Origin of the sequence: Anaeromyxobacter sp. K (genome assembly GCF_000020805.1) — a bacterium.
Classification (GTDB): domain Bacteria; phylum Myxococcota; class Myxococcia; order Myxococcales; family Anaeromyxobacteraceae; genus Anaeromyxobacter; species Anaeromyxobacter dehalogenans.
Genome location: NC_011145.1, coordinates 126,710 through 147,047, shown reverse-complemented (window position 1 = coordinate 147,047; position 20,338 = coordinate 126,710). Strand labels below are relative to the sequence as shown.

The 20,338-nt window shown below is 74.8% G+C and carries 17 protein-coding genes; 13 read left to right on the top strand and 4 right to left on the bottom strand.

The annotated features are described in order from the left end of the window. Window positions 1-100 precede the first annotated feature (100 nt). The 3 genes from rpsF to rplI are packed head-to-tail and all read left to right on the top strand — an operon-like array spanning window position 101 to window position 1,419. Complete coding sequence (rpsF, locus tag ANAEK_RS00625) at window positions 101-547, top strand: 30S ribosomal protein S6 (RefSeq protein WP_012524204.1); 447 nt, start codon at window positions 101-103, stop codon at window positions 545-547. A 2-nt stretch (window positions 548-549) separates the two neighbouring features. Continuing rightward, window positions 550-957, top strand: coding sequence for a 30S ribosomal protein S18 (rpsR, locus tag ANAEK_RS00620; RefSeq protein WP_012524203.1), 408 nt, complete (start codon window positions 550-552; stop codon window positions 955-957). Between the two features lie 12 nt (window positions 958-969). Continuing rightward, window positions 970-1,419 (top strand): 50S ribosomal protein L9, encoded by a 450-nt coding sequence (gene rplI / locus ANAEK_RS00615; protein ID WP_012524202.1) that lies wholly within the window; start codon window positions 970-972, stop codon window positions 1,417-1,419. A 51-nt stretch (window positions 1,420-1,470) separates the two neighbouring features. Here the strand turns inward: rplI and ANAEK_RS22580 are convergent, their stop codons facing one another. Continuing rightward, window positions 1,471-3,249: a serine/threonine-protein kinase gene (locus tag ANAEK_RS22580; protein WP_012524201.1), complete on the bottom strand. Its 1,779-nt coding sequence runs from the start codon at window positions 3,247-3,249 to the stop codon at window positions 1,471-1,473. 95 nt (window positions 3,250-3,344) lie between these two features. Between ANAEK_RS22580 and ANAEK_RS00605 the strand changes: the two genes are divergently transcribed. The 10 genes from ANAEK_RS00605 (at window position 3,345) to ANAEK_RS00560 (ending at window position 16,354) form a co-directional block, all read left to right on the top strand. After that, complete coding sequence (locus ANAEK_RS00605; RefSeq protein ID WP_012524200.1) at window positions 3,345-5,369, top strand: S9 family peptidase; 2,025 nt, start codon at window positions 3,345-3,347, stop codon at window positions 5,367-5,369. 50 nt (window positions 5,370-5,419) lie between these two features. After that, window positions 5,420-6,454: a rod shape-determining protein gene (locus ANAEK_RS00600; protein WP_012524199.1), complete on the top strand. Its 1,035-nt coding sequence runs from the start codon at window positions 5,420-5,422 to the stop codon at window positions 6,452-6,454. 132 nt (window positions 6,455-6,586) lie between these two features. Beyond that, entirely contained in the window at window positions 6,587-7,621 is a 1,035-nt protein-coding gene (locus ANAEK_RS00595; protein WP_012524198.1) for a rod shape-determining protein, read from the top strand. Window positions 7,622-7,715: 94 nt separating this feature from the next. After that, a complete protein-coding gene (locus ANAEK_RS00590; RefSeq protein ID WP_012524197.1) occupies window positions 7,716-9,461 on the top strand; it encodes a M14 family zinc carboxypeptidase in 1,746 nt (581 codons plus the stop codon). Window positions 9,462-9,677: 216 nt separating this feature from the next. Further along, window positions 9,678-9,986, top strand: coding sequence for a hypothetical protein (locus tag ANAEK_RS00585; protein WP_012524196.1), 309 nt, complete (start codon window positions 9,678-9,680; stop codon window positions 9,984-9,986). 252 nt (window positions 9,987-10,238) lie between these two features. Next, window positions 10,239-11,939, top strand: a complete 1,701-nt coding sequence (locus ANAEK_RS00580; protein ID WP_012524195.1) for a cytochrome b/b6 domain-containing protein — start codon at window positions 10,239-10,241, stop codon at window positions 11,937-11,939. A 116-nt stretch (window positions 11,940-12,055) separates the two neighbouring features. After that, window positions 12,056-12,985 (top strand): cytochrome c3 family protein, encoded by a 930-nt coding sequence (locus ANAEK_RS00575; protein WP_012524194.1) that lies wholly within the window; start codon window positions 12,056-12,058, stop codon window positions 12,983-12,985. Next, entirely contained in the window at window positions 12,982-14,478 is a 1,497-nt protein-coding gene (locus tag ANAEK_RS00570; protein ID WP_012524193.1) for an ATP-binding protein, read from the top strand. Before ANAEK_RS00575 ends, ANAEK_RS00570 begins: the two co-directional genes overlap by 4 nt. 2 nt (window positions 14,479-14,480) lie before the next feature. Then, window positions 14,481-15,860, top strand: coding sequence for a sigma-54 dependent transcriptional regulator (locus ANAEK_RS00565; protein ID WP_012524192.1), 1,380 nt, complete (start codon window positions 14,481-14,483; stop codon window positions 15,858-15,860). Beyond that, the gene (locus ANAEK_RS00560) at window positions 15,860-16,354 is read left to right on the top strand and encodes a GNAT family N-acetyltransferase (protein WP_012524191.1); all 495 of its coding nucleotides are present in this window, start codon (window positions 15,860-15,862) and stop codon (window positions 16,352-16,354) included. Before ANAEK_RS00565 ends, ANAEK_RS00560 begins: the two co-directional genes overlap by 1 nt. On the opposite strand, the gene ANAEK_RS00555 is transcribed toward ANAEK_RS00560, so the two are convergent. From ANAEK_RS00555 to ANAEK_RS00545, 3 genes are all read right to left on the bottom strand, one after another. Continuing rightward, window positions 16,351-17,280 (bottom strand): PD-(D/E)XK nuclease family protein, encoded by a 930-nt coding sequence (locus ANAEK_RS00555; RefSeq protein WP_012524190.1) that lies wholly within the window; start codon window positions 17,278-17,280, stop codon window positions 16,351-16,353. The two genes, ANAEK_RS00560 and ANAEK_RS00555, sit on opposite strands and share 4 nt — an antisense overlap. 70 nt (window positions 17,281-17,350) lie before the next feature. Next, window positions 17,351-18,913 (bottom strand): pitrilysin family protein, encoded by a 1,563-nt coding sequence (locus ANAEK_RS00550; protein WP_012524189.1) that lies wholly within the window; start codon window positions 18,911-18,913, stop codon window positions 17,351-17,353. After that, window positions 18,910-20,286, bottom strand: a complete 1,377-nt coding sequence (locus ANAEK_RS00545) for a pitrilysin family protein (protein ID WP_012524188.1) — start codon at window positions 20,284-20,286, stop codon at window positions 18,910-18,912. Before ANAEK_RS00545 ends, ANAEK_RS00550 begins: the two co-directional genes overlap by 4 nt. Window positions 20,287-20,338: the final 52 nt, after the last annotated feature.

Below are 20,338 nucleotides of genomic sequence, written 5' to 3'. Positions count from 1 at the left end.
GCAGCACCGGACGCGCCGGCATGGGGCCGGCGGGCCGGGATTGGCGGGAACGACTCCTCGCGGCGGGCGAACCGCCGCTACCGAACCCGAGGGGAGCGACATGGCAGAGACGAAGCAGCTCGTGCGCGAGTACGAGACCATCTACCTGCTCAAGGCCGAGACGCCGGACGAGCAGGTGGACGAGATCAAGGAGCGCCTGCGCGGGGTGGTGAGCCGCCAGGGCGGGAAGGTGATCCGGTTCACCAACCAGGGCAAGCGCAAGACCGCCTTCCCGGTCGCGAAGAACGCGAAGGCCCTGTACATGCACTGCCTGTACGTCGGCAAGCCCGGGCTCGTGACCGAGCTCGAGCGCAACCTCAAGATGATCGACGTGGTCACGAAGTTCCAGTCGGTGAAGCTGGCCGACGGCGTGGACTTCGACGCCCGCCAGGTCGAGGCCGACGTGAAGGTCCAGGCCGTCGAGGACGAGCAGAAGCCTCGCGAGGAGCGCCCCGAGGGCGGCGAGGAGCCGTTCGAGGCCGAGGCGCCGGAAGGGCAGGAGGAGTAGCCATGGCGCGTCCTGACATGGGTGGTCCGAAGACGGGTGGTTTCGGCGGTCCTCGCAGCGGCGGCTTCGGCGGCGGCGGCGGCGGCGGTGGCGGCTTCGGCGGTGGCGGGTTCGGCGGCGGCCGCGGCGGTGATCGCGGCGACCGCGGGGACCGCGACGACCGCGGCGGCGACGAGGGCGGCGGGCGGCGCGGCTTCGGCCGGCGCAAGGTCTGCCGCTTCTGCGCCGACAAGGCGCTGAAGGTCGACTACAAGGACCAGGGCCAGATGAAGTACTTCCTCACCGAGCGCGGCAAGATCATCCCCCGCCGCATCAGCGGGAACTGCGCGAAGCACCAGCGCGAGGTGGCCACCGCCATCAAGCGCGGCCGCATGCTCGCGATCCTGCCCTACACCGTGGGGCAGATGTAAAGGAGCGCCGCCATGAAGCTCATCCTCCGTGAAGACGTCGAGAATCTCGGAAAGGGCGGCGATCTGGTGGACGTGAAGCCCGGCTACGGGCGGAACTTCCTCCTGCCGCGCGGGCTCGCGGTCACCGCGAACCCGAAGAACGTGAAGGAGCTCGAGCACCAGAAGGCGGTCGCCGCCGCCAAGGCCGCGAAGCTGAAGGCCTCGGCCCAGGCGGTCGCCAAGCGGCTCAGCGAGACCCCGGTCACGCTGAAGCGCAAGGTGGGCGAGCAGGACAAGCTCTACGGGTCGGTCACCGCGCTGGACGTGGCCGAGGCGCTCGCCGCGCGCGGCGTGCAGCTCGACCGCCGCTCCATCGTCCTCGACGAGCCCATCAAGACCGTGGGCGAGTTCGAGGTGCCGGTGAAGCTGCACTCCGAGGTGGCCGGCAAGGTCAAGGTCACCGTGGAGGCCGAGGCGGAGTAGCCGCCCGGCGCCATCCCGAAGCTCCGAAGGGCCGGCTCCTGCCGGCCCTTCTCATTTCCGGGGCTCGTCGCCCTCGCCCGCGGCGCCGCCCGGCGCGAGCGGGGCGAGCTCCACCTCGAGCGCGTACGGCGCCTCCGGCCGCGCCGCCGGCGCGGCGCCCGCCGCGTGCCGCTCGCGCACCGAGAGCCAGTACGTGCCCGGGTCCACCTCGGCCGAGAGCGCCTCGGCCGCGCCCGGGCCGCCCTCGCCCGCCGCGGCCACCAGCGGCGCGCGCTCGGCGCCGGCCGGCGCCCGGTTGAGCGAGAGCGTCACCGCGAGCCCCGCGATGCCCTGGTCCGGCGCCGCACCGGCGGCGTGCCAGCGCGCCCGCAGCACGCGGCGGCCCGCGCCGTCCGGCACCACCAGCCGGTAGACGTCGAGGTCGCCCTCGTCCGGCCGGCGCGGCGCGCCGATGGCGCCGCGGACCTCCCCGGCGGGCACGCCGTCCGCCCGGGGGAGCAGCGGGAGCGGCGTCGCCTCCCCCGCGCCGTCGTTCGGCTCGCGCTCCACCCAGGCGGCCGCGTCCGGGCGGAGCGCCGCCGGCACCTGCGCCGCGATCGCGGGCGCGGCGGCCGCGAGCGCCGCGTACAGGTCGTCCCAGCGCCAGGCCGCGCCGGCGGCGAGCGCGGCGGCGATGGCCAGCGCGGCGCGGGCCGGGGTGACGAGCCGCGGCGGCCGCAGCACGCCCACCTGCCGCTCCAGCGCGCCCTGCTCGAGGCCGTCGCGGAAGTCCTCCCGGCTCGCCAGCTCCAGCTCGCCCGCGGCCGGGGCCGGCGCAGGGCGGCGGGCCGGCCGCGCGGGACGGCCCGGGCCGGAGAGCGCCGCGCGCATCGCGTCCGCGCTCGGGAACCGCTCGGCGGGATCCTTGCGGAGCGCGCGGTGGACCACCTCGGCGAGCCGGCGCGAGACGCCCGGCGCCACCTGCTGGAGCGGGGGCGGCGGGTCGTGGAGGTGCGCGGTGATCACCGCCACCGGGCTCGCCGCGGTGAACGGCGGCCGCCCGGAGACGAGCTCGTAGAGCAGGCAGCCCATGGCGTAGAGGTCGGCGCGCGCGTCCACCGGGCCGCCGCGGGCCTGCTCCGGCGCGAGGCAGCTCGGCGTGCCCACCACCGCGCCCGCGCCGGTGGTGGCGCCGCCGCCGGCCTCGTCGCGCAGCTTGGCGATGCCGAAGTCGAGCACCTTCGCGAAGTCCTCGCCGGGCCGCGCCTGCATCAGCATCACGTTGGCGGGCTTCATGTCCCGGTGGACCACCCCCGCCTCGTGCGCCTCGGCGAGCGAGCCGAGCACCTGCTGGGCGATGCCGACGGCGCGGGCCTCGGAGAAGGCGCCGCCGTCGCGCAGCGCCCGCGCCAGGTCCTGCCCCGGCACGTACTCCATGGCGAGGTAGAAGCCGCGCTCCGGCAGCTCGCCGAAGTCGAACACCGCGATGGTGTGCGGGTGCGAGAGCCGCGAGACGATGCGCGCCTCGGCGCGGAAGCGCTCGCCGGCGGACGGGTCGCGGGCGAAGTCGCCGCGCAGCACCTTCACGGCGAGCGCCTTGCCCATCTGCACGTGCTCGGCCCGGTACACCGCGCCCATCCCGCCCTCGCCGAGCAGGGAGACGAGCCGGTAGCGATCCGCGATCACGCGGCCGACCAGCGGGTCCGGCGGCGGCGCGCGGCGCGCGGTGGCCCGGAGGTCGAGGCCGCAGCGCGGGCAGAAGTTGGCCGGCCCCGCGCCGCCCGGCTCGGCGAGGTGTCCGCAGCCCGGGCACGGGGCGCGGAGGTCGGGGATCGCCAGGGGGCCGGGCATGCGCTCGCGCGAGAGTATCCCGGCGTCGCCGGACCCGGAAAGTCCCGGCGGGCGCGGGATCGCGCGCGGGCCCGACGTGGTAGAAAGTCCGCCCCATGCTCACCGCCGCGCTCGTCGCGCTCGCCCTCGCATCGGTCCCCCGCCCCTTCACCGTCGACGACCTGCTCGCGCTCGAGCGCGCGGGCGACGCGAGCCTCTCGCCGGACGGCGCCAGCGTCGCGTACACGGTCGCCACCTCGTCGCCGGGCGGCGAGAAGCTGGTGTCGGCGCTGCACCTCGTGCCCGCCGCCGGCGGCGCCGCGCGCCGGCTCACCTTCGCGGAGGAGCGGGTGACCGCCCCGGCGTTCTCGCCGGACGGGCGCCGGCTCGCGTTCCTCTCCAACCGCAAGGGCGGCACGCAGGCCTGGGTGCTCGACCTCCAGGGCGGCGAGGCGCGGCGGGTGACCGACCTCCCCGGCGGCGTCTCCGAGCTCCGCTTCACGCCGGACGGCGCCGCGCTGCTCGTCGCGAGCGACGTGGACCCGGCCTGCGGCGCCGACGCCGCCTGCAACCGGAAGGCGGACGCGGCCGCCGAGGTCCGCCCGCACCTCGCCGACCGGCTCCTGTTCCGGCACTGGAACGAGTGGCGCGAGCGCGTGCGCACGCACCTGCTCCGGGTGCCGCTCGACGGCGGCCCGGCGGTGGACCTCACCCCGGGCGACCGCGACGCTCCGCCGGTGCAGCGCGGCTCGGGCGACGACCTGGCCTTCTCGCCGGACGGGAAGACGCTCTACTACGTGGCGGTCTCGGATCCGGTGGAGGCCACCTCGACGAACGGGGACGTGTACGCGGTCCCGCTCGCCGGCGGGACGCCCCGCCGCGTCACCACCGCGCCGGGCTGGGACGGCTCGCCCCGCCCGTCGCCGGACGGCAAGCGGCTGGCGTGGCTGGCGCAGCCGCGCGCGGGCTACGAGGCCGACCGCTTCCACGTGATGGTGGCGGCGGCGGACGGGTCGGGCGCGCGCGACCTCACCGCCGGCTTCGATCGCTCCGCGGCCGATCTCGAGTGGGCCCGCGGCGGCAAGGCGCTCCGCTTCACCGCCGAGAGCGAGGGCGTCCACGCGGTCTACGAGGTGGACCTCGCCGGCAAGGTGACCGAGCTGTACCGCGGCCGGAACCTCGCCCGCGTGAGCTGGTCGCGCGACGGCGCGCGGCTCGCCGCGCTGGTGGACGGGCTGGCGGCGCCGCCGGAGGTGGCGGTGCTCGAGCCGGGCGCGCGCGGGGCGCAGCCGCGCCTGCTCACCGGCTTCGGCGCGAAGGGGCTCGCCGGGGTCGCGCTCGGCGAGGTCCGCCCCCTCGCCGCCACCGGCAAGGACGGGCAGGCGCTGCACGGGTGGATGGTGCTGCCGCCGGGCCACCGCGACGGCGAGCGGCACCCCGCGGTGGTGCTCGTCCACGGCGGCCCGCAGGGCGCCTGGAACGACGCCTGGAGCTTCCGCTGGAACCCCATGCTGTACGCCGCCCGGGGCTGGACGGTGGTGCTGCCCAACCCGCGCGGCTCGACCGGCTTCGGCCAGGCCTACACCGACGCCGTCCGGGGGAACTGGGGCGGCACCCCGTACGACGACATCATGCGGCTCACCGACGCGGCCGTCGCCACCGGCGCCGCCGACGGGGGCCGGATGTGCGCCGCCGGCGCGAGCTACGGCGGGTACATGGTGAACTGGATCAACGGCCAGACCGACCGGTTCCGCTGCCTGGTGGCGCACGCGGGCAACTTCGACCTGCGCATGGCGTACTACGACACCGAGGAGCTCTGGTTCCCCGAATGGGAGCTGGGGCGCCCGTGGGAGGCGCCGGAGGCGTTCGAGCGCTGGTCGCCGAGCGCGTTCGTGGAGCGGTGGCGGACGCCGACGCTGATCTCGCACGGCGAGAAGGACTTCCGCGTCACCGTGACGCAGGGCTTCGCCGCGTTCACCGCGCTCCAGCGGCGCGGGGTGCCCTCGCGGCTGATGGTGTTCCCGGACGAGGGGCACTGGGTGCTGAAGCCGCGCAACGCGAAGGTGTTCCACGACGAGGTGCTCGGCTGGATCGGCCGGTGGCTGGAATCGCCTGCCCCGCAGGCGAGCGCGCCGCGGTGAAGGCCGGGACCTTGTCGCCCCCGAACCCCCTGCTATAGTCCGGACCCGCCGTGCTCGACTGGCTTCACAACATGATGTCCCGCGATCTCGCGATCGACCTCGGGACCGCCAACACCCTCATCTACATCCGCGGCATGGGCATCGTGTCGAACGAGCCCAGCGTGGTGGCGGTCCAGCAGGAGTCGCGGAGCGGCCGCAAGGTGCTCGCGGTCGGCAAGGAGGCGAAGGAGATGCTCGGGCGCACGCCCGGGAACATCGTCGCCATCCGGCCGATGAAGGACGGCGTCATCGCCGACTTCGAGGTCACCGCGGCGATGCTGAAGTACTTCATCCAGGCGGCGCACAACCGGAAGAGCTTCGTGAAGCCCCGGATCATCATCGGGATCCCGTCGGGCATCACCGAGGTCGAGAAGCGCGCCGTCCGCGAGGCCGCCGAGTCCGCCGGCGCCCGCGAGGTCTACCTCATCGAGCAGCCCATGGCCGCCGCCATCGGCGCCGGGCTCCCCATCACCGAGCCCTCCGGCAACATGATCGTGGACATCGGCGGCGGCACCTCCGACGTCGCGGTCATCTCCCTCGGCGGCATCGTCTACTCGCGCTCGGTCCGCGTCGCCGGCGACAAGATGGACGAGGCGATCATCCAGCACGTCAAGCGCAAGTACAACCTCCTCATCGGCGAGCGCACCGCCGAGCTCATCAAGATGGGCATCGGCACCGCCTATCCCACCGAGGAGGAGCTGACGATGGACATCAAGGGCCGCGACCTCGTGGCCGGTGTCCCCCGCACCCTCACCGTCACCTCCTCCGAGATCCGCGAGGCGCTCGCCGAGCCCATCAACGGCGTCGTCGAGGCGGTGAAGGTCACCCTCGAGCGCACGCCCCCCGAGCTCGCCGGCGACATCGCCGACCGCGGCATCGTCCTCGCCGGCGGCGGCGCCCTCCTCAAGAACCTCGACGTCCTCCTCCGCGAGGAGACCGGCCTCCCCGTCTTCCTCGCCGAGGACCCCCTCTCCGCCGTCGTCATCGGCGCGGGCAAGGCGCTCGAGGAGCTCGACATCCTCCGCCAGGTCACCGCCCAGGGCTGATCTCCTCCGACCGGGCGGGCGCCTTCACGTCCGGTGAGGCGTTTCCCGCGATCGGGGGTGGGCGAATCCGCGATCCGCGCGCAACTCGCAGAAAGGGTTTGGCCGCGGACCGTGTTGTAGTAGGCAACCACCGTGCTGAACTTCGTCCACAACATCCTGTCGCGCGATCTCGCGATCGATCTCGGGACCGCCAACACCCTCATCTACATCCGCGGCATGGGCATCGTGTCGAACGAGCCCAGCGTCGTGGCCGTCCAGGCGGACGGCCGCGGCAGCCGCCGCGTGCTCGCCGTCGGGAAGGAGGCGAAGGAGATGCTCGGGCGCACGCCCGGGAACATCGTCGCCATCCGGCCGATGAAGGACGGCGTCATCGCCGACTTCGAGGTCACCGCGGCGATGCTGAAGCACTTCATCCAGACGGCGCACAACCGGAAGAGCTTCGTGAAGCCCCGGATCATCATCGGGATCCCGTCGGGCATCACCGAGGTCGAGAAGCGCGCCGTCCGCGAGGCCGCCGAGTCCGCCGGCGCCCGCGAGGTCTACCTCATCGAGCAGCCCATGGCCGCCGCCATCGGCGCCGGGCTCCCCATCACCGAGCCCTCCGGCAACATGATCGTCGACATCGGCGGCGGCACCTCCGACGTCGCGGTCATCTCCCTCGGTGGCATCGTCTACTCGCGCTCGGTCCGCGTCGCCGGCGACAAGATGGACGAGGCGATCATCCAGCACGTCAAGCGCAAGTACAACCTCCTCATCGGCGAGCGCACCGCCGAGCTCATCAAGATGGGCATCGGCACCGCCTATCCCACCGAGGAGGAGCTGACGATGGACATCAAGGGCCGCGACCTCGTGGCCGGCGTCCCCCGCACCCTCACCGTCACCTCCTCCGAGATCCGCGAGGCGCTCGCCGAGCCCATCAACGGCGTCGTCGAGGCGGTGAAGGTCACCCTCGAGCGCACGCCCCCCGAGCTCGCCGGCGACATCGCCGACCGCGGCATCGTCCTCGCCGGCGGCGGCGCCCTCCTCAAGAACCTCGACGTCCTCCTCCGCGAGGAGACCGGCCTCCCCGTCTTCCTCGCCGAGGACCCCCTCTCCGCCGTCGTCATCGGCGCGGGCAAGGCGCTCGAGGAGCTCGACATCCTCCGCCAGGTCACTGCGCAGGGCTGAGCGCCGTGACGGCGCAGGGCCGGGCGCCGTCCCCGGCGCCCCATCACGCGAGGTGGATCGCGGGCCGGTGGGGCGCTTAGGATCTGCGCCCACCATGCTCGCGCCCATCCTCGCCCCGCTCCTCGCGCTGCAGCTCTCCGCCGGCCCCGACCTCACCACCACCGCCGAGAGGACCGGCTTCCGGGAGACCGGCCGCTACGACGAGGCGGTCCGGCTCTGCCGCGGGCTGGCCGCCGCGTACCCGGCGCGCGCCCGCTGCCTCACCTTCGGCGAGACGCCGGAGGGCCGGCCGCTGGTGGCGCTCGTGGCGAGCGCGGGCGGGGGGCTCGACGCCCGCGCGGCGCGGGCGGCGCGGCGTCCGGTGGTGCTCCTGCAGGGCGGCATCCACGCCGCCGAGATCGACGGGAAGGACGCCGGGTTCCTGGTGCTCCGCGAGCTGCTCGCCTCGCGGGACGGCGGCCCGCTCGCGAAGGTCACCGCGGTGTTCGTGCCGGTGCTGAACGCGGACGGGCACGAGCGCTTCGGGCCGAACCACCGGCCCAACCAGCGCGGGCCGGAGGCCTCCGGCTGGCGCACGACGGCGCAGAACCTGAACCTGAACCGCGACTACGTCGCGGCGCAGGCGCCGGAGACGCAGGCGGTGCTCCGGCTCATGGACGCCTGGGACCCCATCGCCCTCGGCGATCTCCACGTCACCGACGGCGCGCAGTTCCAGCACGACCTCGCGGTGATGGTCGAGCCGCGCCAGGGCTACTCGCCGGCCATGCGCGAGGAGGGCGCGGCGCTCTCGGCCGCGCTGGTCGAGCGGCTCGCCGCGGCCGGCCACCTGCCGCTCGACTTCTACCCGTCGCTCCGCGAGTACGGCGATCCCGCCTCCGGCTTCGCCCCCTACCCCGCGCCCATCCGCTTCGGCCACGGCTACTGGGCCGCGCGGAACCGCTTCGGCATCCTGCTCGAGACCCATTCCTGGCGGCCGTATCCGCACCGGGTGAAGGCGACCGCCCACTTCGTGCGCGCGCTGCTCGACCTCGCCGCCGAGCGGGGCGGCCGCTGGCGCGCCGCCGCCGACCGCGCGGACCGCGAGGGCGCGGCGGCGCGGGGGCGGGAGGTGGAGCTCGGCTGGGCGCCCGGATCGCGCACGCGGCCGCTCGCGTTCCAGGGCTACGCCTACGTCCGCGAGGACTCGCCGGTGCTCGGGAAGAAGGTCCCGCGTTACGACGAGACGCGGCCGGAGGTGTGGAACGTCCCGGTGGTGGACGAGCGGGTGGTCACCGCGCGGGCGCGCGTCCCGATGGGCGGCTGGATCGTCCCGGCCGCGCACGCGGGGTGGGTGGCCGGGAAGCTCCGGCTGCACGGCATCGCCTTCGAGCGGATGGCGTCCCGCCGAGCCGCCGCCCAGGTGGAGGCGTTCCGCGCCACCGCCGTCGAGGTGAAGGCGCAGTCGTTCGAGGGCCGGCACCAGACCGCGCTCACCGGCGCCTGGGCGCCGGAGGCGCGCGACCTCGCCGCCGGGTGGCTGTGGATCCCCTCGGCGCAGCCGCTCGCGCCGCTCGCCGCCATGCTGCTCGATCCGGCCGGGCCCGACGCGTTCGTGGCCTGGGGCGCGTTCGCCACCGCGTTCGAGAAGAAGGAGTACATCGAGGACTACGTGCTCGAGCCCTGGGCGCGCGCGCTGCTGGCGCGGGATCCCGCGGTGAAGGCGGAGTTCGAGCGCCGGCTCGCCGATCCGGCGTTCGCGAAGGACCCGGCCGCGCGGCTCGACTTCTTCTGGCGGCGCCACCCGGCCCACGACGAGGCCTACCGGCTCTACCCGGTGCTGCGCGCCGACCGCCGGCCCTGAGAGCACGTGAAACCATCCCCTCCCGTCGCCGCCCGCGCCGGTCCACGTCCCGCGGGCCCGGCAGCGGGTCGGGACTTCCCGACACGGTCGCGGCCAACCCCGCGAGATCGCGTGGCGCGCGGTTGGCCGCGCTCCTGCAAATGCGGAGAGGCGACGGCGGCGCGCCACGGTGGCGGCCCCGAGACCTCGAACCCGCAGCGACTCCAGGAGAACGCCATGGCCCAGAACAAGCTCCCCTCCCTCATCGGCGCCGGCATCGGCCTCGCGCTGTTCCTCGCCGTCGCGCTCCTCCCGGCGCTGCTCTATGGCGGCTACGCCGGCCTGCTGCTCGCCGGCGGCATCGTCGGCACGCCGGTGCAGCCCACCCTGATCGTCCGCGGCCTGATCGTCTTCGGCATGGGCCTCGGCGTGGTGGGCGTCGCCTCGCTGTTCGCGGTCGCCGGCGCGGCGGCGGGCGCGGCGGTGGGCGCCATCCTCTCGATCGCCGGGCGCCGGCCGGTCGCCGAGGAGCAGGCGAGCCGCTGATCTTCCGCGGGCGGGGACCCGGGGCCCGGCCGCGAGGCCGGGCCCGCCTCGTTCCCCTGCACAGGGGAATCCCGTCGTGTGCGGACGGGCGCGCGCGCCAACGCGCAGATCCGTTCCGCCGCACCCCCGCACCGCGCAAACCCTGCGTCATTCCGTCCCTTGACCTCACGCAAACCAGAGTCGTTTCCGCTGGTTGAGTCTTCGACCCGGCACAGGACCGGGGCACATCGGTTGCACACGCGGACCACGCCTATGCGAGCCACCCTCCTTGCGATTGCGCTTCTCCTCTCGACCGCTGCCCGCGCCGAGGAGGCGAAGCCCGCCCCGGCGCTGCCGGCCGACGCCGAGTCCTGCCTCATGTGCCACGACAAGGGCGGCGGCGCGCCCGAGGTCGACTTCAAGGCCTTCCCCGGCTCGGTCCACGGCCAGAACGAGGTGGGCTGCACCGACTGCCACGCCGGCTACAAGGAGGGCCCGCACGAGGGCGAGCTGCCCGCGCTCTCCGCCGCCGAGCAGGCGACCGTGGCGCGCCTGGCGAAGGGCGCCTGGGGCGAGGGCGAGGCGAAGCACGGCGTGACCGCGCCGCGCGCCTACCTCGCCTGCCAGAACTGCCACACCACCGAGGCCGAGGCGTTCGCGAAGTCGGTCCACGGCAAGTGGCTCGCCGGGGACACGAAGGCGCCGGGCGCGACCTGCGCCTCCTGCCACGGCTCGCCGCACGCCATCCCGGCGAAGCTCGCCGAGTACGCGCCGAAGGACGGCAAGCGCGTGCCGGTGCCGGCCGACCGCCGCGAGATGACGAAGCGCTGCGAGGCCTGCCACGGGAACGAGGCGTTCGCCGAGGCCGCCGGGCTCGACCCCGAGGCGGTGATCACCTACCACGACTCGATCCACGGCCGCCTGACGCGGGTCGGCAACGCGGCCGCGCCGACGTGCGTGAGCTGCCACGCGGCCGCGAAGGACGCGGGCGGCACGCACGCGATCCTGGCGAAGACCGACCCGGCCTCGACGGTGAGCGCGGCGAACAAGAAGCAGGCGTGCGCGCGCTGCCACGCCGGCGCGACCGACACGTTCGCCGGCCTGGTGGCCCACAAGCCGCTGCACGAGACCGGCGGGAGCGTCATCCCGCACATCGTCCACGTGGCGTTCTCCTGGCTCACCACGCTCACGCTGCTGTTCTTCGCGTTCCACGTGCTGGTGGACTTCATCTACGAGCTGCGCAGCCGGCTCGCGAAGAAGGCCGGCCACGGCCCGAGCGCGGACGCGGTCCGCTCGGTGATCCGCTTCGACCTCCACCAGCGCATCCAGCACTGGTTCATGCTCTCGGGCGTCATCCTGCTCGGGATCACCGGCTGGCCGCTGCGCGGCGCCGGCGACGCGGAGGCGGCCACCTACTCGCGCGCGTTCATGAAGGTGTTCGGCGGCGCCGAGGGCGCGGCCACCTGGCACCGGGTGGGCGCGGTCCTCATCATCATCTCGGCCGCCTACCACCTGTTCTACCTGACGTTCCTCGCCTCCAAGAAGCGGCTCCCGCTGTCGATGCTCCCCGTCCCGAAGGACGCGCTCGACATGCGCGACAACATCCTCTTCATGATGGGCGTGAAGAAGGAGCGGCCGAAGTTCGACCGGTACATGTACCTGGAGAAGTTCGACTACTGGGCCGTGTTCTGGGGCATCGTGATGATGGTCGGCACCGGGTTCATCTTCTGGTTCCCGGTCTGGTTCGCGAGCTGGGCGCCGGGCTGGCTCATCACCGCCGCGCAGATCATCCACGGCGAGGAGGCGACGCTCGCCATCCTGTTCCTCTTCACGGTCCACTTCTACAACGTGCACCTGAAGCCCTCGATCTTCCCGATGAACTGGGCCTGGCTGAACGGGCGCATCTCGATCGAGGCGATGAAGCACGAGCATCCGCTGGAGTACGACCGGCTCAAGGACGAGCAGAACGGCTAGCCGGCCGCTCGCCGGCTCGAGCTGACGGGGGGGCCGCACGGGATGCCGTGCGGCCCCTTCCGTTTCCGGCGCCAGGCTCCGGGAAACGGCGGAACGGGCTAGAATCGCGGGATCGCATGCGCCTCTCGAGGAACGCGAAGACGATCCTGGCAGGGCTCGCCGCGCTGGCGCTCGTCGGGCTCGTGGCGGGGTTCCTCCGCTTCAAGGAGTTCGTGGACGAGGACCCGCGCCTGTGCGCCACCTGCCACCGCGCCAGCCCCGAGTTCGCGCTGTGGATGGGCGGGACGCACCGGAGCGTCTCCTGCCAGCGCTGCCACCACTCCACCCCGGAGCAGGGCCTCGCCATGCTGCGCGCGTTCCTCGCCGGCCAGAAGCCGAAGGGGAAGCACGCCGAGGTGGAGGTGGGCGCCTGCGCCCAGTGCCACTTCTCCCATGACCCGCGCTGGCCTCAGGTGGGCAACTCGCGCGGCCACCGCATCCACTACCAGGAGCGCGGCATCGCCTGCGTGCGCTGCCACGCCGCCTCGATGCACGGCTTCGAGCCGGTGGCGAAGAAGTGCGAGGAGTGCCACCCGAAGCACGCGGTGGGGGTGGAGAAGATGGCCGCCCTGCACTGCTTCGCCTGCCACGAGTTCCTGGGCAGCGAGCAGGGCCTGCGCCCCACCCGCCGCGACTGCATGCGCTGCCACACGGCCCAGGGCATCCACGCGCCCATGAACGAGCACGGGGCGCCGCACGGCGCGCCCATGGAGATGAGCTGCAGCGCCTGCCACCGGCCGCACCGGCCCGCGGGCCAGACGCTGGCGGCGTGCGCCGAGTGCCACGGCTCCGACGCGATGGCGCGCGGCGGCCTGCACGCGAACCGGGGCCACCGCACCTGCCTCGAGTGCCACAAGCCGCACACCTGGACCGCCGAGCAGGCCGACTGCCTGCGCTGCCACCCGTCCGGCAAGGCCCACGCCGAGGGCACCGCCTGCACCACCTGCCACGCGTTCGTGGGCGCCCCGCTGCCCACCTTCCCGACCGAGGAGGGGGGCGCGCGATGACGCTGCGGCTGAAGCTGTTCGTGCTCATCGCCGGCGTCATCATCTTCGCCATGTCCGGCGTGACCGCGGTGGCGCTCTGGCGCGAGCTGGTGCGCGGCCAGGAGCTCCTGCTCCGCGAGGGCGTGGCGCTCGCCTCCACCACCGCCACCGGCGCCTCGCACTGGGTGCGCGAGGGCGGGCTCGACCCGGGCGGCCCGGAGGCGCTGCCGGCGCTGCTCGAGCGGCTGGTCTCCTCGGCCCCGCTCGACCGCGCCTGGATCGTGGACTCCGCCGGCAAGGTGCTGGCGTGCGTGTCGCGGACCGGCGAGCCCTGCCCCGAGGGCGTGCCGCCGAGCGAGTTCCAGGCGCCGGACTGGCCGCTCCAGACGCTCTCGCGCCTGGTGCGGCCGGAGGGGATCGTCGCGTCCGCGCCCATCGTGCGCGCCGGCGCGGTGGTGGGCGCGGTGCGGGTGGACTTCACGCACGAGGAGGTGGTGGGCGCCGCCCGCGACCTCGCCTGGGGCGCCGCCGCGGTGGCGGCGTTCTGGATCGTGCTCGGGCACCTGCTCGCCGCCATCTTCATCCGCCAGGTGACCCAGCCGCTCGTCTCGCTCGCCAGCGCGGCCGAGTCGCTCGCCGAGGAGCGCGGGGTGCGGCTGGAGGAGCCGGAGGACCGCGAGCTCGTCGACCTGGTCCGGGCCTTCAACCACATGTCCGCCCGGCTCGACGAGCGGCGCGCCGAGAACCAGCGGCTCATCGCCGAGCTGGAGGAGCGCGTGGCGCAGAAGACCCGCGAGGTGCTGCGCGCCGACCGCCTGGCCACGCTGGGCGGCATCGCGGCCGGGTTCGCGCACGAGCTCGGCAACTCGCTCAACGTCATCCGCGGCTACGCCGCCGTCACCTCGCGCGAGCTGCCCGACGACTCTCCGCATCGCTCCGACGTGGAGGCGATCCGGCGCGAGGTGACCCGGGCCGCCGCGCTCATCGAGCGCTTCCTGGTGTTCGCGCGGGCGCGCACGGTCCACCCGCTGGTGCAGCCGGTCGAGCCCATCCTGCGCGAGGCGGTGGAGGTGCTCGGCCCGGCCGCGGCACACGCGAAGGTGGAGCGCGCGGTGGAGGTGCAGCCCGACCTGCCCGAGCTGCTCGCCGACGCGGAGCTGCTGCGCCAGGCGTTCCTCAACCTGGGCGTCAACGCGGTGCAGGCCATGCAGGACCGCGGCGGCGGGAAGCTCACCGTCCGGGCGCTGCGCGAGCCGGGCGGCCTGGTGGTCGAGTTCCAGGACACCGGCCCGGGCATCGACGCCGAGGCGGCCGCGCACGTCTTCGAGCCGTTCTTCACCACCAAGGCGACCGGGACGGGCCTCGGCCTCGCCATCGTGCGCCAGGCCGCCGAGGCGCACGGCGGCACGGTGGAGGTGGCCGGCGTGCCCGGCGCCGGCGCCACCTTCCGGGTCCACCTGCCGGCCGCCGAGGCCGGCGCCGCCGCGGACGCCGCGGCGGGAGGCGCGGGGTAGCCATGGCGAGCGCGAAGAAGCCGAGCCTGATGGTCATCGACGACCTGGACAGCGCGCGCCAGATGATGAAGCGCACGCTGGCCCGCTCCTACGACGTCTACGACTTCGCCTCGGTCGCCGACGCCGTGCCGGCGGTGGAGCGCGCCGACTTCGACTGCATCGTCACCGACCTGCGCATGCCCGGCATCGACGGCATCGAGGGGCTGCGCCGCTTCCAGGCGAAGGTGCCGGAGATCCCGGTCATCCTCGTCACCGCGTTCGCCACCGTGGAGACCGCGGTGGAGGCGATGAAGGCGGGCGCGTTCGACTACCTGAAGAAGCCGTTCGAGCCGGAGGAGCTCGAGCTGGTGGTGGCGCGCGCGGTGGAGCACGCGCGGGTCAAGAAGGAGAACGCCCGGCTCCGCTCGGCGCTCGCCGGCCAGTTCAGCGTGCACGGCATCGTCGGCAAGTCGCAGGCCATGAAGGACCTGGTCTCGATGCTGGAGCGCATCGCGCCCTCCGACGTGCCCATCCTCATCGAGGGCGAGTCCGGCACCGGCAAGGACCTGCTCGCCCGCGCCGCCCACGCGCTCTCCTCGCGCGCGCAGGGGCCGTACGTGGCGCTCAACATGAGCGCCATCCCGGAGAACCTGGCCGAGTCGGAGCTGTTCGGCCACGAGAAGGGCGCGTTCACCGGCGCCGACCAGCCGCGGGCCGGGTTCTTCGCCGAGGCGGAGGGCGGCACGCTGTTCCTGGACGAGCTCGGCCTGCTGCCCCCGGCGCTCCAGCCGAAGCTGCTGCGCGTGCTGCAGGACGGCGAGTTCATCCCGGTCGGCAGCCGCAAGCCGCGCAAGGCGAACGTGCGGGTGGTGGCGGCCACCAACGAGGACCTGCAGCGGCGCGTGAAGGAGGGGAAGTTCCGCGAGGACCTCTGGTTCCGGCTCCGGGTGGTGCCGCTCCGCCTGCCGCCGCTCCGGGAGCGGCGCGAGGACATCCCGCTGCTCGTCGAGCACCTGGTGCAGAAGCACGCGCTGCGGCTCTCGCGCCCGCCGCTCCAGCCGGACGCGGAGGCCATGCGGGCGCTGCTCGACCACCCCTGGCCCGGCAACATCCGCGAGCTGGAGCACGCGATCGAGCGCGGGCTCCTGCTCGCGCGCGGCGACGCCATCACGCTCGCCGACCTGCCGCCGGAGCTCACGCCGCCCGCCGAGGCGGCCGGCGGCGCCGACGAGGGGCGCTACCGGCGCGCCCGCGACGCCTGGGAGCGGCGCTTCCTCGAGGACGTGCTCCGCGAGGCGGGCGGGCAGGTGGCGCGCGCCGCCGAGCTGTCCGGGCTGCACCGGTCCACCTTCTACGAGAAGCTCGCGCGCCACGGGCTCGCCGACAAGGACGCGAAGCCCTGATGCGCGGCCGCCGCCCCGGCGCGTTCCGGGTCCGCGCGGCGCGGGGCGCCGACGCCGCCGCGGTCGCGCGGGTGATGCGCGCCGCGGTGCGCGGGGTCGCCGCCGGCGCGCTGGCGCCCTCGCTGCGCGCGGCCTGGGCCTCGCTCCCGCCGCTCTATCACCTGTGGGCCATGAGCGCGGGCGGCGAGCGGTACCTCGTGGCCGAGCGCGGCGGCCGGCTGGCCGGGTACGCCGCCTGGCGCGGGGCGGAGCTGACCGCGGTGTTCGTCCGGCCCTCCGCGGGGGGCCGCGGGGTGGGCGCGGCGCTCGTCGCCGCGGTGGAGCGGCAAGCCGGGAAGGCCGGCGTCCGGTCGCTGCGCGTGCTCGCGGCCGCGCCCGCGATCGGCTTCTACGCCCGGCTCGGCTTCCGCCCCGGCCGCGCCGCGCGCGCGCCGCTCCCGGGCGGCCTCGCCCTGCCCGCCCGCTGGATGCGCAAGCCCGTCGCGCGCGGCTAGAGCCGCCCGCAGGGACGGCGGAACGGGCAGCGGCGGCAGGCGACCCGGTCGTCGGGCCGGGGGAACGCGTCCTCCACCGCCACGTTCCGGGCCGGGTCGGCGAGCGCCGCGCGCATCGAGGCGATCGAGCCGCGCATCGCGTCCTGGCAGGCCGAGAGCGCGGCCGGGTCCACCGCCACCGACACGCGCCCGGCGCCGCCGTCCTCGGGCGCGGCCAGGTAGACGAGCCCGCCCACCACCGCGTCCGGCGCGGCGCCCCACTTCCGCTGCGCGTAGAGCGAGTAGATGCCGAGCTGGGTGTGGTCCACCGTCCGCTCGCGGCCGGTCTTCCAGTCGAGGATCTGCACCCGGCCCTCGGCGTCGCGGTAGGCGAAGTCCACCGCCACCCAGATCTTCGTGCCCTCGAAGTCCCAGGCGTCGAGCTCGTCCACCGAGAGCCAGCGGTCGCGCGGCGTGGCGCGGATCGCCTCGAACGCCTCGCTCGCGTAGAAGCCGCGCAGCCCGCCGTCCACCACCTGGTCGAACAGCCGCTTCCAGTCCGCGTCCGACACCGGCTCGCCGTACTCGTGCTCGACCAGGCCGGTGATGCGCGAGGCCTCGCGCCAGTACGACTTGTCGCGCGACGAGGCCCACTCCGCGCGCGCCTTGCGGCGGGTGCGGTCGAGCAGCTTCTCCGCCGGCCAGAACGTCCCGCTCACCCGCGCCGCCGAGAGCATCTGCTTCAGCGCGCCGTGCACCACCGACCCCGCCCACTGCCAGCGGGAGGAGAGCTTCTTCAGGACGTAGAGCTCGCGCACCGGGGTGCCGTGCGCGGCCTCCCAGCCGCCCCAGCTCCCGTAGTAGGCGTAGAAGTACGCGCGCCGGCACTCGGCGAACTTCTCGTGGCGCGACTTCGACCAGGAGAACTCGTTCTGCAGATCGGCCATGGGCAGGGCCCGGCGGTCGGGGGGACCGCCGGGCGCCCGAGTGTAGCCGAGGGGGCCGACAGGCGGGCGACTAGGGCGCCGGCGAGGAGGCGCGCGGCCGCTGCGTGCGCACCCGCGGGCTCCGCGGCGGCGCGCGGACCGGCGCGGCGCCGGGCACCGGGCGGACCTCGACCTTGCCGATGGCGAGCCCCTCGAGCTGCGGCCGCACCGCGGCCGGCGTGCCCACCAGCACGAGCGTGGCGCGCGCCGGGTCGAGGTAGCGCTCGGCGATGCGCTGCACGTCCGCCGGCGCGACGTGGCGGACCGCGTCGGCGTAGCCGTTCCAGTAGTCGTCGGGGAGGCCGTGGATCACCAGCTCGGCCACGCGCCCGGCGATGCCGCCCACGGTGGCGAAGTCGGCCGGCAGCGAGCGGACGAGCGCGTTCCGCGCGTCGGCCAGCTCCGCGTCGCCGACCGGCTGCTCGCGCAGCTTGCGGATCTCGCCGAGCAGGTCGCCCAGCGCGGCGCCGGTCACCTCCGCCTTCACGTTGCCGTGCACGATGCTGACGCCGCCGAGGCGGCGCGCGTCGGCGCCGGCGCCCATGCCGTAGGTGTAGCCCTTCTCCTCGCGGAGCGTCCGGAACAGCCGCGAGGACATCCCGCCGCCCAGCACCTGGAACGCCACCGTGGCCGCGACGTAGTCCGGCGACGCGCGCGCCAGCCCGGGCATGCCCAGCATCACGAGGGTCTGCGGCGCGTCCGGCTTGTCGAGCAGGAGCGTGACGTGCGGCGCCGCGGGCGCGGGGGCCCGGGGCGCGGCGGCGGCGGTGCCGGCCGGCCACTTCCCCAGCGTCCGCTCGAGGAGCGGGCGCAGCTCGCCCTCCGAGACGTCGCCCACCACCACCAGCTCGGCGTTGGCGGGCCGCCAGAAGCGCGCGTGGAACGCGGCCAGGTCGGCCGGGCGCGTGGCCGCCACCGACGCCTCGTCGCCGAGCACGTAGTGGCCGTAGGGGTGACCCTCGCCCCAGTAGGCCTTCAGGAACGCCTTGCCCGCGATCGTGGCCGGCTGGTCGCGCTGCTGGAGCAGCGTCACCTTGCGCTGGTCCTGCACGCGCGCGAAGTCCTTCGCCCGGAAGGCCGGGTTCATGGCCACGTCGGCGAACAGGTCGAGCAGCTTCGGCAGGTGGCGCGAGAGCGAGGAGCCGGAGAGCGAGGCCGCGTCCTGGCCGGCGCCGGCGCCGAGCGAGGCGCCCAGGAAGCCGACCTCGTCGGAGAGCCGGGTGGCGGTGCGGGTGCGGGTGCCGCCCTCGGTGAGCATGCTGGCGGTGAAGCTGGCCAGGCCGGGGAGGCCCGCGGGGTCGTTCACCGCGCCGGCGCGCACCACCAGGTTGAGCGCCACGATGGGCAGGCGCCGGTGCTCGACGAGGCGCACCCGCAGGCCGTTCGCGAGCGCGAAGTGCTGCTGGCGAGGCAGGTGCAGCTCGGGCGCCTCGCCCGCGGCCGGGACCTGCGTGCGATCCGCGCCGGCGGGCGCGGCGGCGGCCTGCGGCTGCGGCGCCGCGGCGGGCGCCGCCGGCGCCGGGGCCGGCCGGGAACCGGCGCAGCCGAGCGCGGCGGCGAGGAGGACGGCGAGGAGGCGGAGGCTGCGGGTCATCGGGCGCTCCCGGCGGCGGCGCCGGCGGCCGCCGGCCTGGGGTGGACGGTGAGGACCACGCGCGCGTCCTTGCGCAGGAAGCGGCGGGCGGCCTCGGAGACGTCGGCGGGCGTCACCGCGCGGTAGCGGGCCAGGTCCTTCGCCAGGTACCCCGGATCGCCGGTCCGCACGTAGTAGCCGGCCAGCGAGGCGGCGCGCCCGCCGAAGCCGCCCACCGGCTCGAGGCCGAACACCGCGCCGGCCTCGATCTTGTTCTTGGCGCGCTGCACCTCCTCGGCCGAGGGCGGCTCGCGCGCGATGCGCGCCAGCTCCTCGTCGATCTCGCGCTCCAGCCGCTCCAGCGGGATGCCCGGCTTCGGCGTCGCGACCACGAGGTACATGCTCGCGAGCGCCTGGCTCATCTGCCCGGCCGAGACGCCCTGCGCGATCTGCTCGTCCATCACCAGCCGCTTCACCAGGCGCGCGCTCTTGCCGTCGGAGAGCACGCTCGAGAGCACGTCCAGCGCCGCGTCGCCCGGCGCGAACACGCGCGGCGTCTGCCAGGCGAGGTACAGCCGGGGGAGCTGCACGCGGTCGTCCATCGAGACGCGCTGCTCCGCCCCGAGCGGCTTCGGCGCCGGCGCCTGGTGCGCCGGCCGGGCCTTGCCGGGGATGGGCCCGAACCACTTCTCCACCAGCGCGCGCGTCCGCGCCGGGTCGATGTCGCCGGCGATGGCGAGCACCGCGTTCTCCGGCCCGTACCAGCGCTCGAAGAACTGCTTCACGTCGGCGAGGGTGGCGGCCTCCAGGTCCTCGTGCGTGCCGATGGTCTGCCAGTGGTAGGGGAACTCGGGGTCCCACAGGTTCGCGAGGAGCTTCTCGAACACGAGGCCGTACGGCTGCATCTCGTAGGACTGCCGCCGCTCGTTCCGCACCACGTCGCGCTGGTTGTCGAGCTTCTCCTGCGTGAGCGTGGGGAACATCCAGCCCATCCGGTCGGCCTCGATGAACAGCATCTGCTCGAGCGCGCCGGAGGGCACCTGCTCCCAGTACACGGTGCTGTCCGGGCTGGTCCCGCCGTTCGCCTCGCCGCCGGCCGCGTCCACCAGCCGGTCGGCCTCGCCCTTGGGCAGGTGCGCGCTGCCCTGGAACATGAGGTGCTCGAACAGGTGCGCGAAGCCGGTGCGGCCGGGGCGCTCGTCCTTCGAGCCCACGTCGTACTGGACGTGGACGCCGACGAGGGGGGCGGTGTGATCCTCGTGCAGGATCACGGTGAGGCCGTTCCCCAGCGTGAACATGGTGTACGGGATCTCGGGCGCGTCGCCGGGCGGCGGGGCGGCGGCCGCGGGCGCTGCGGTGAGGAGCGCTGCGACGAGGAGCGGGCTCGCGATCATGGCGCCTCGCGTTATATGCCGCGACCGTCCGCCCGTCACGGCCCGCCGGTGG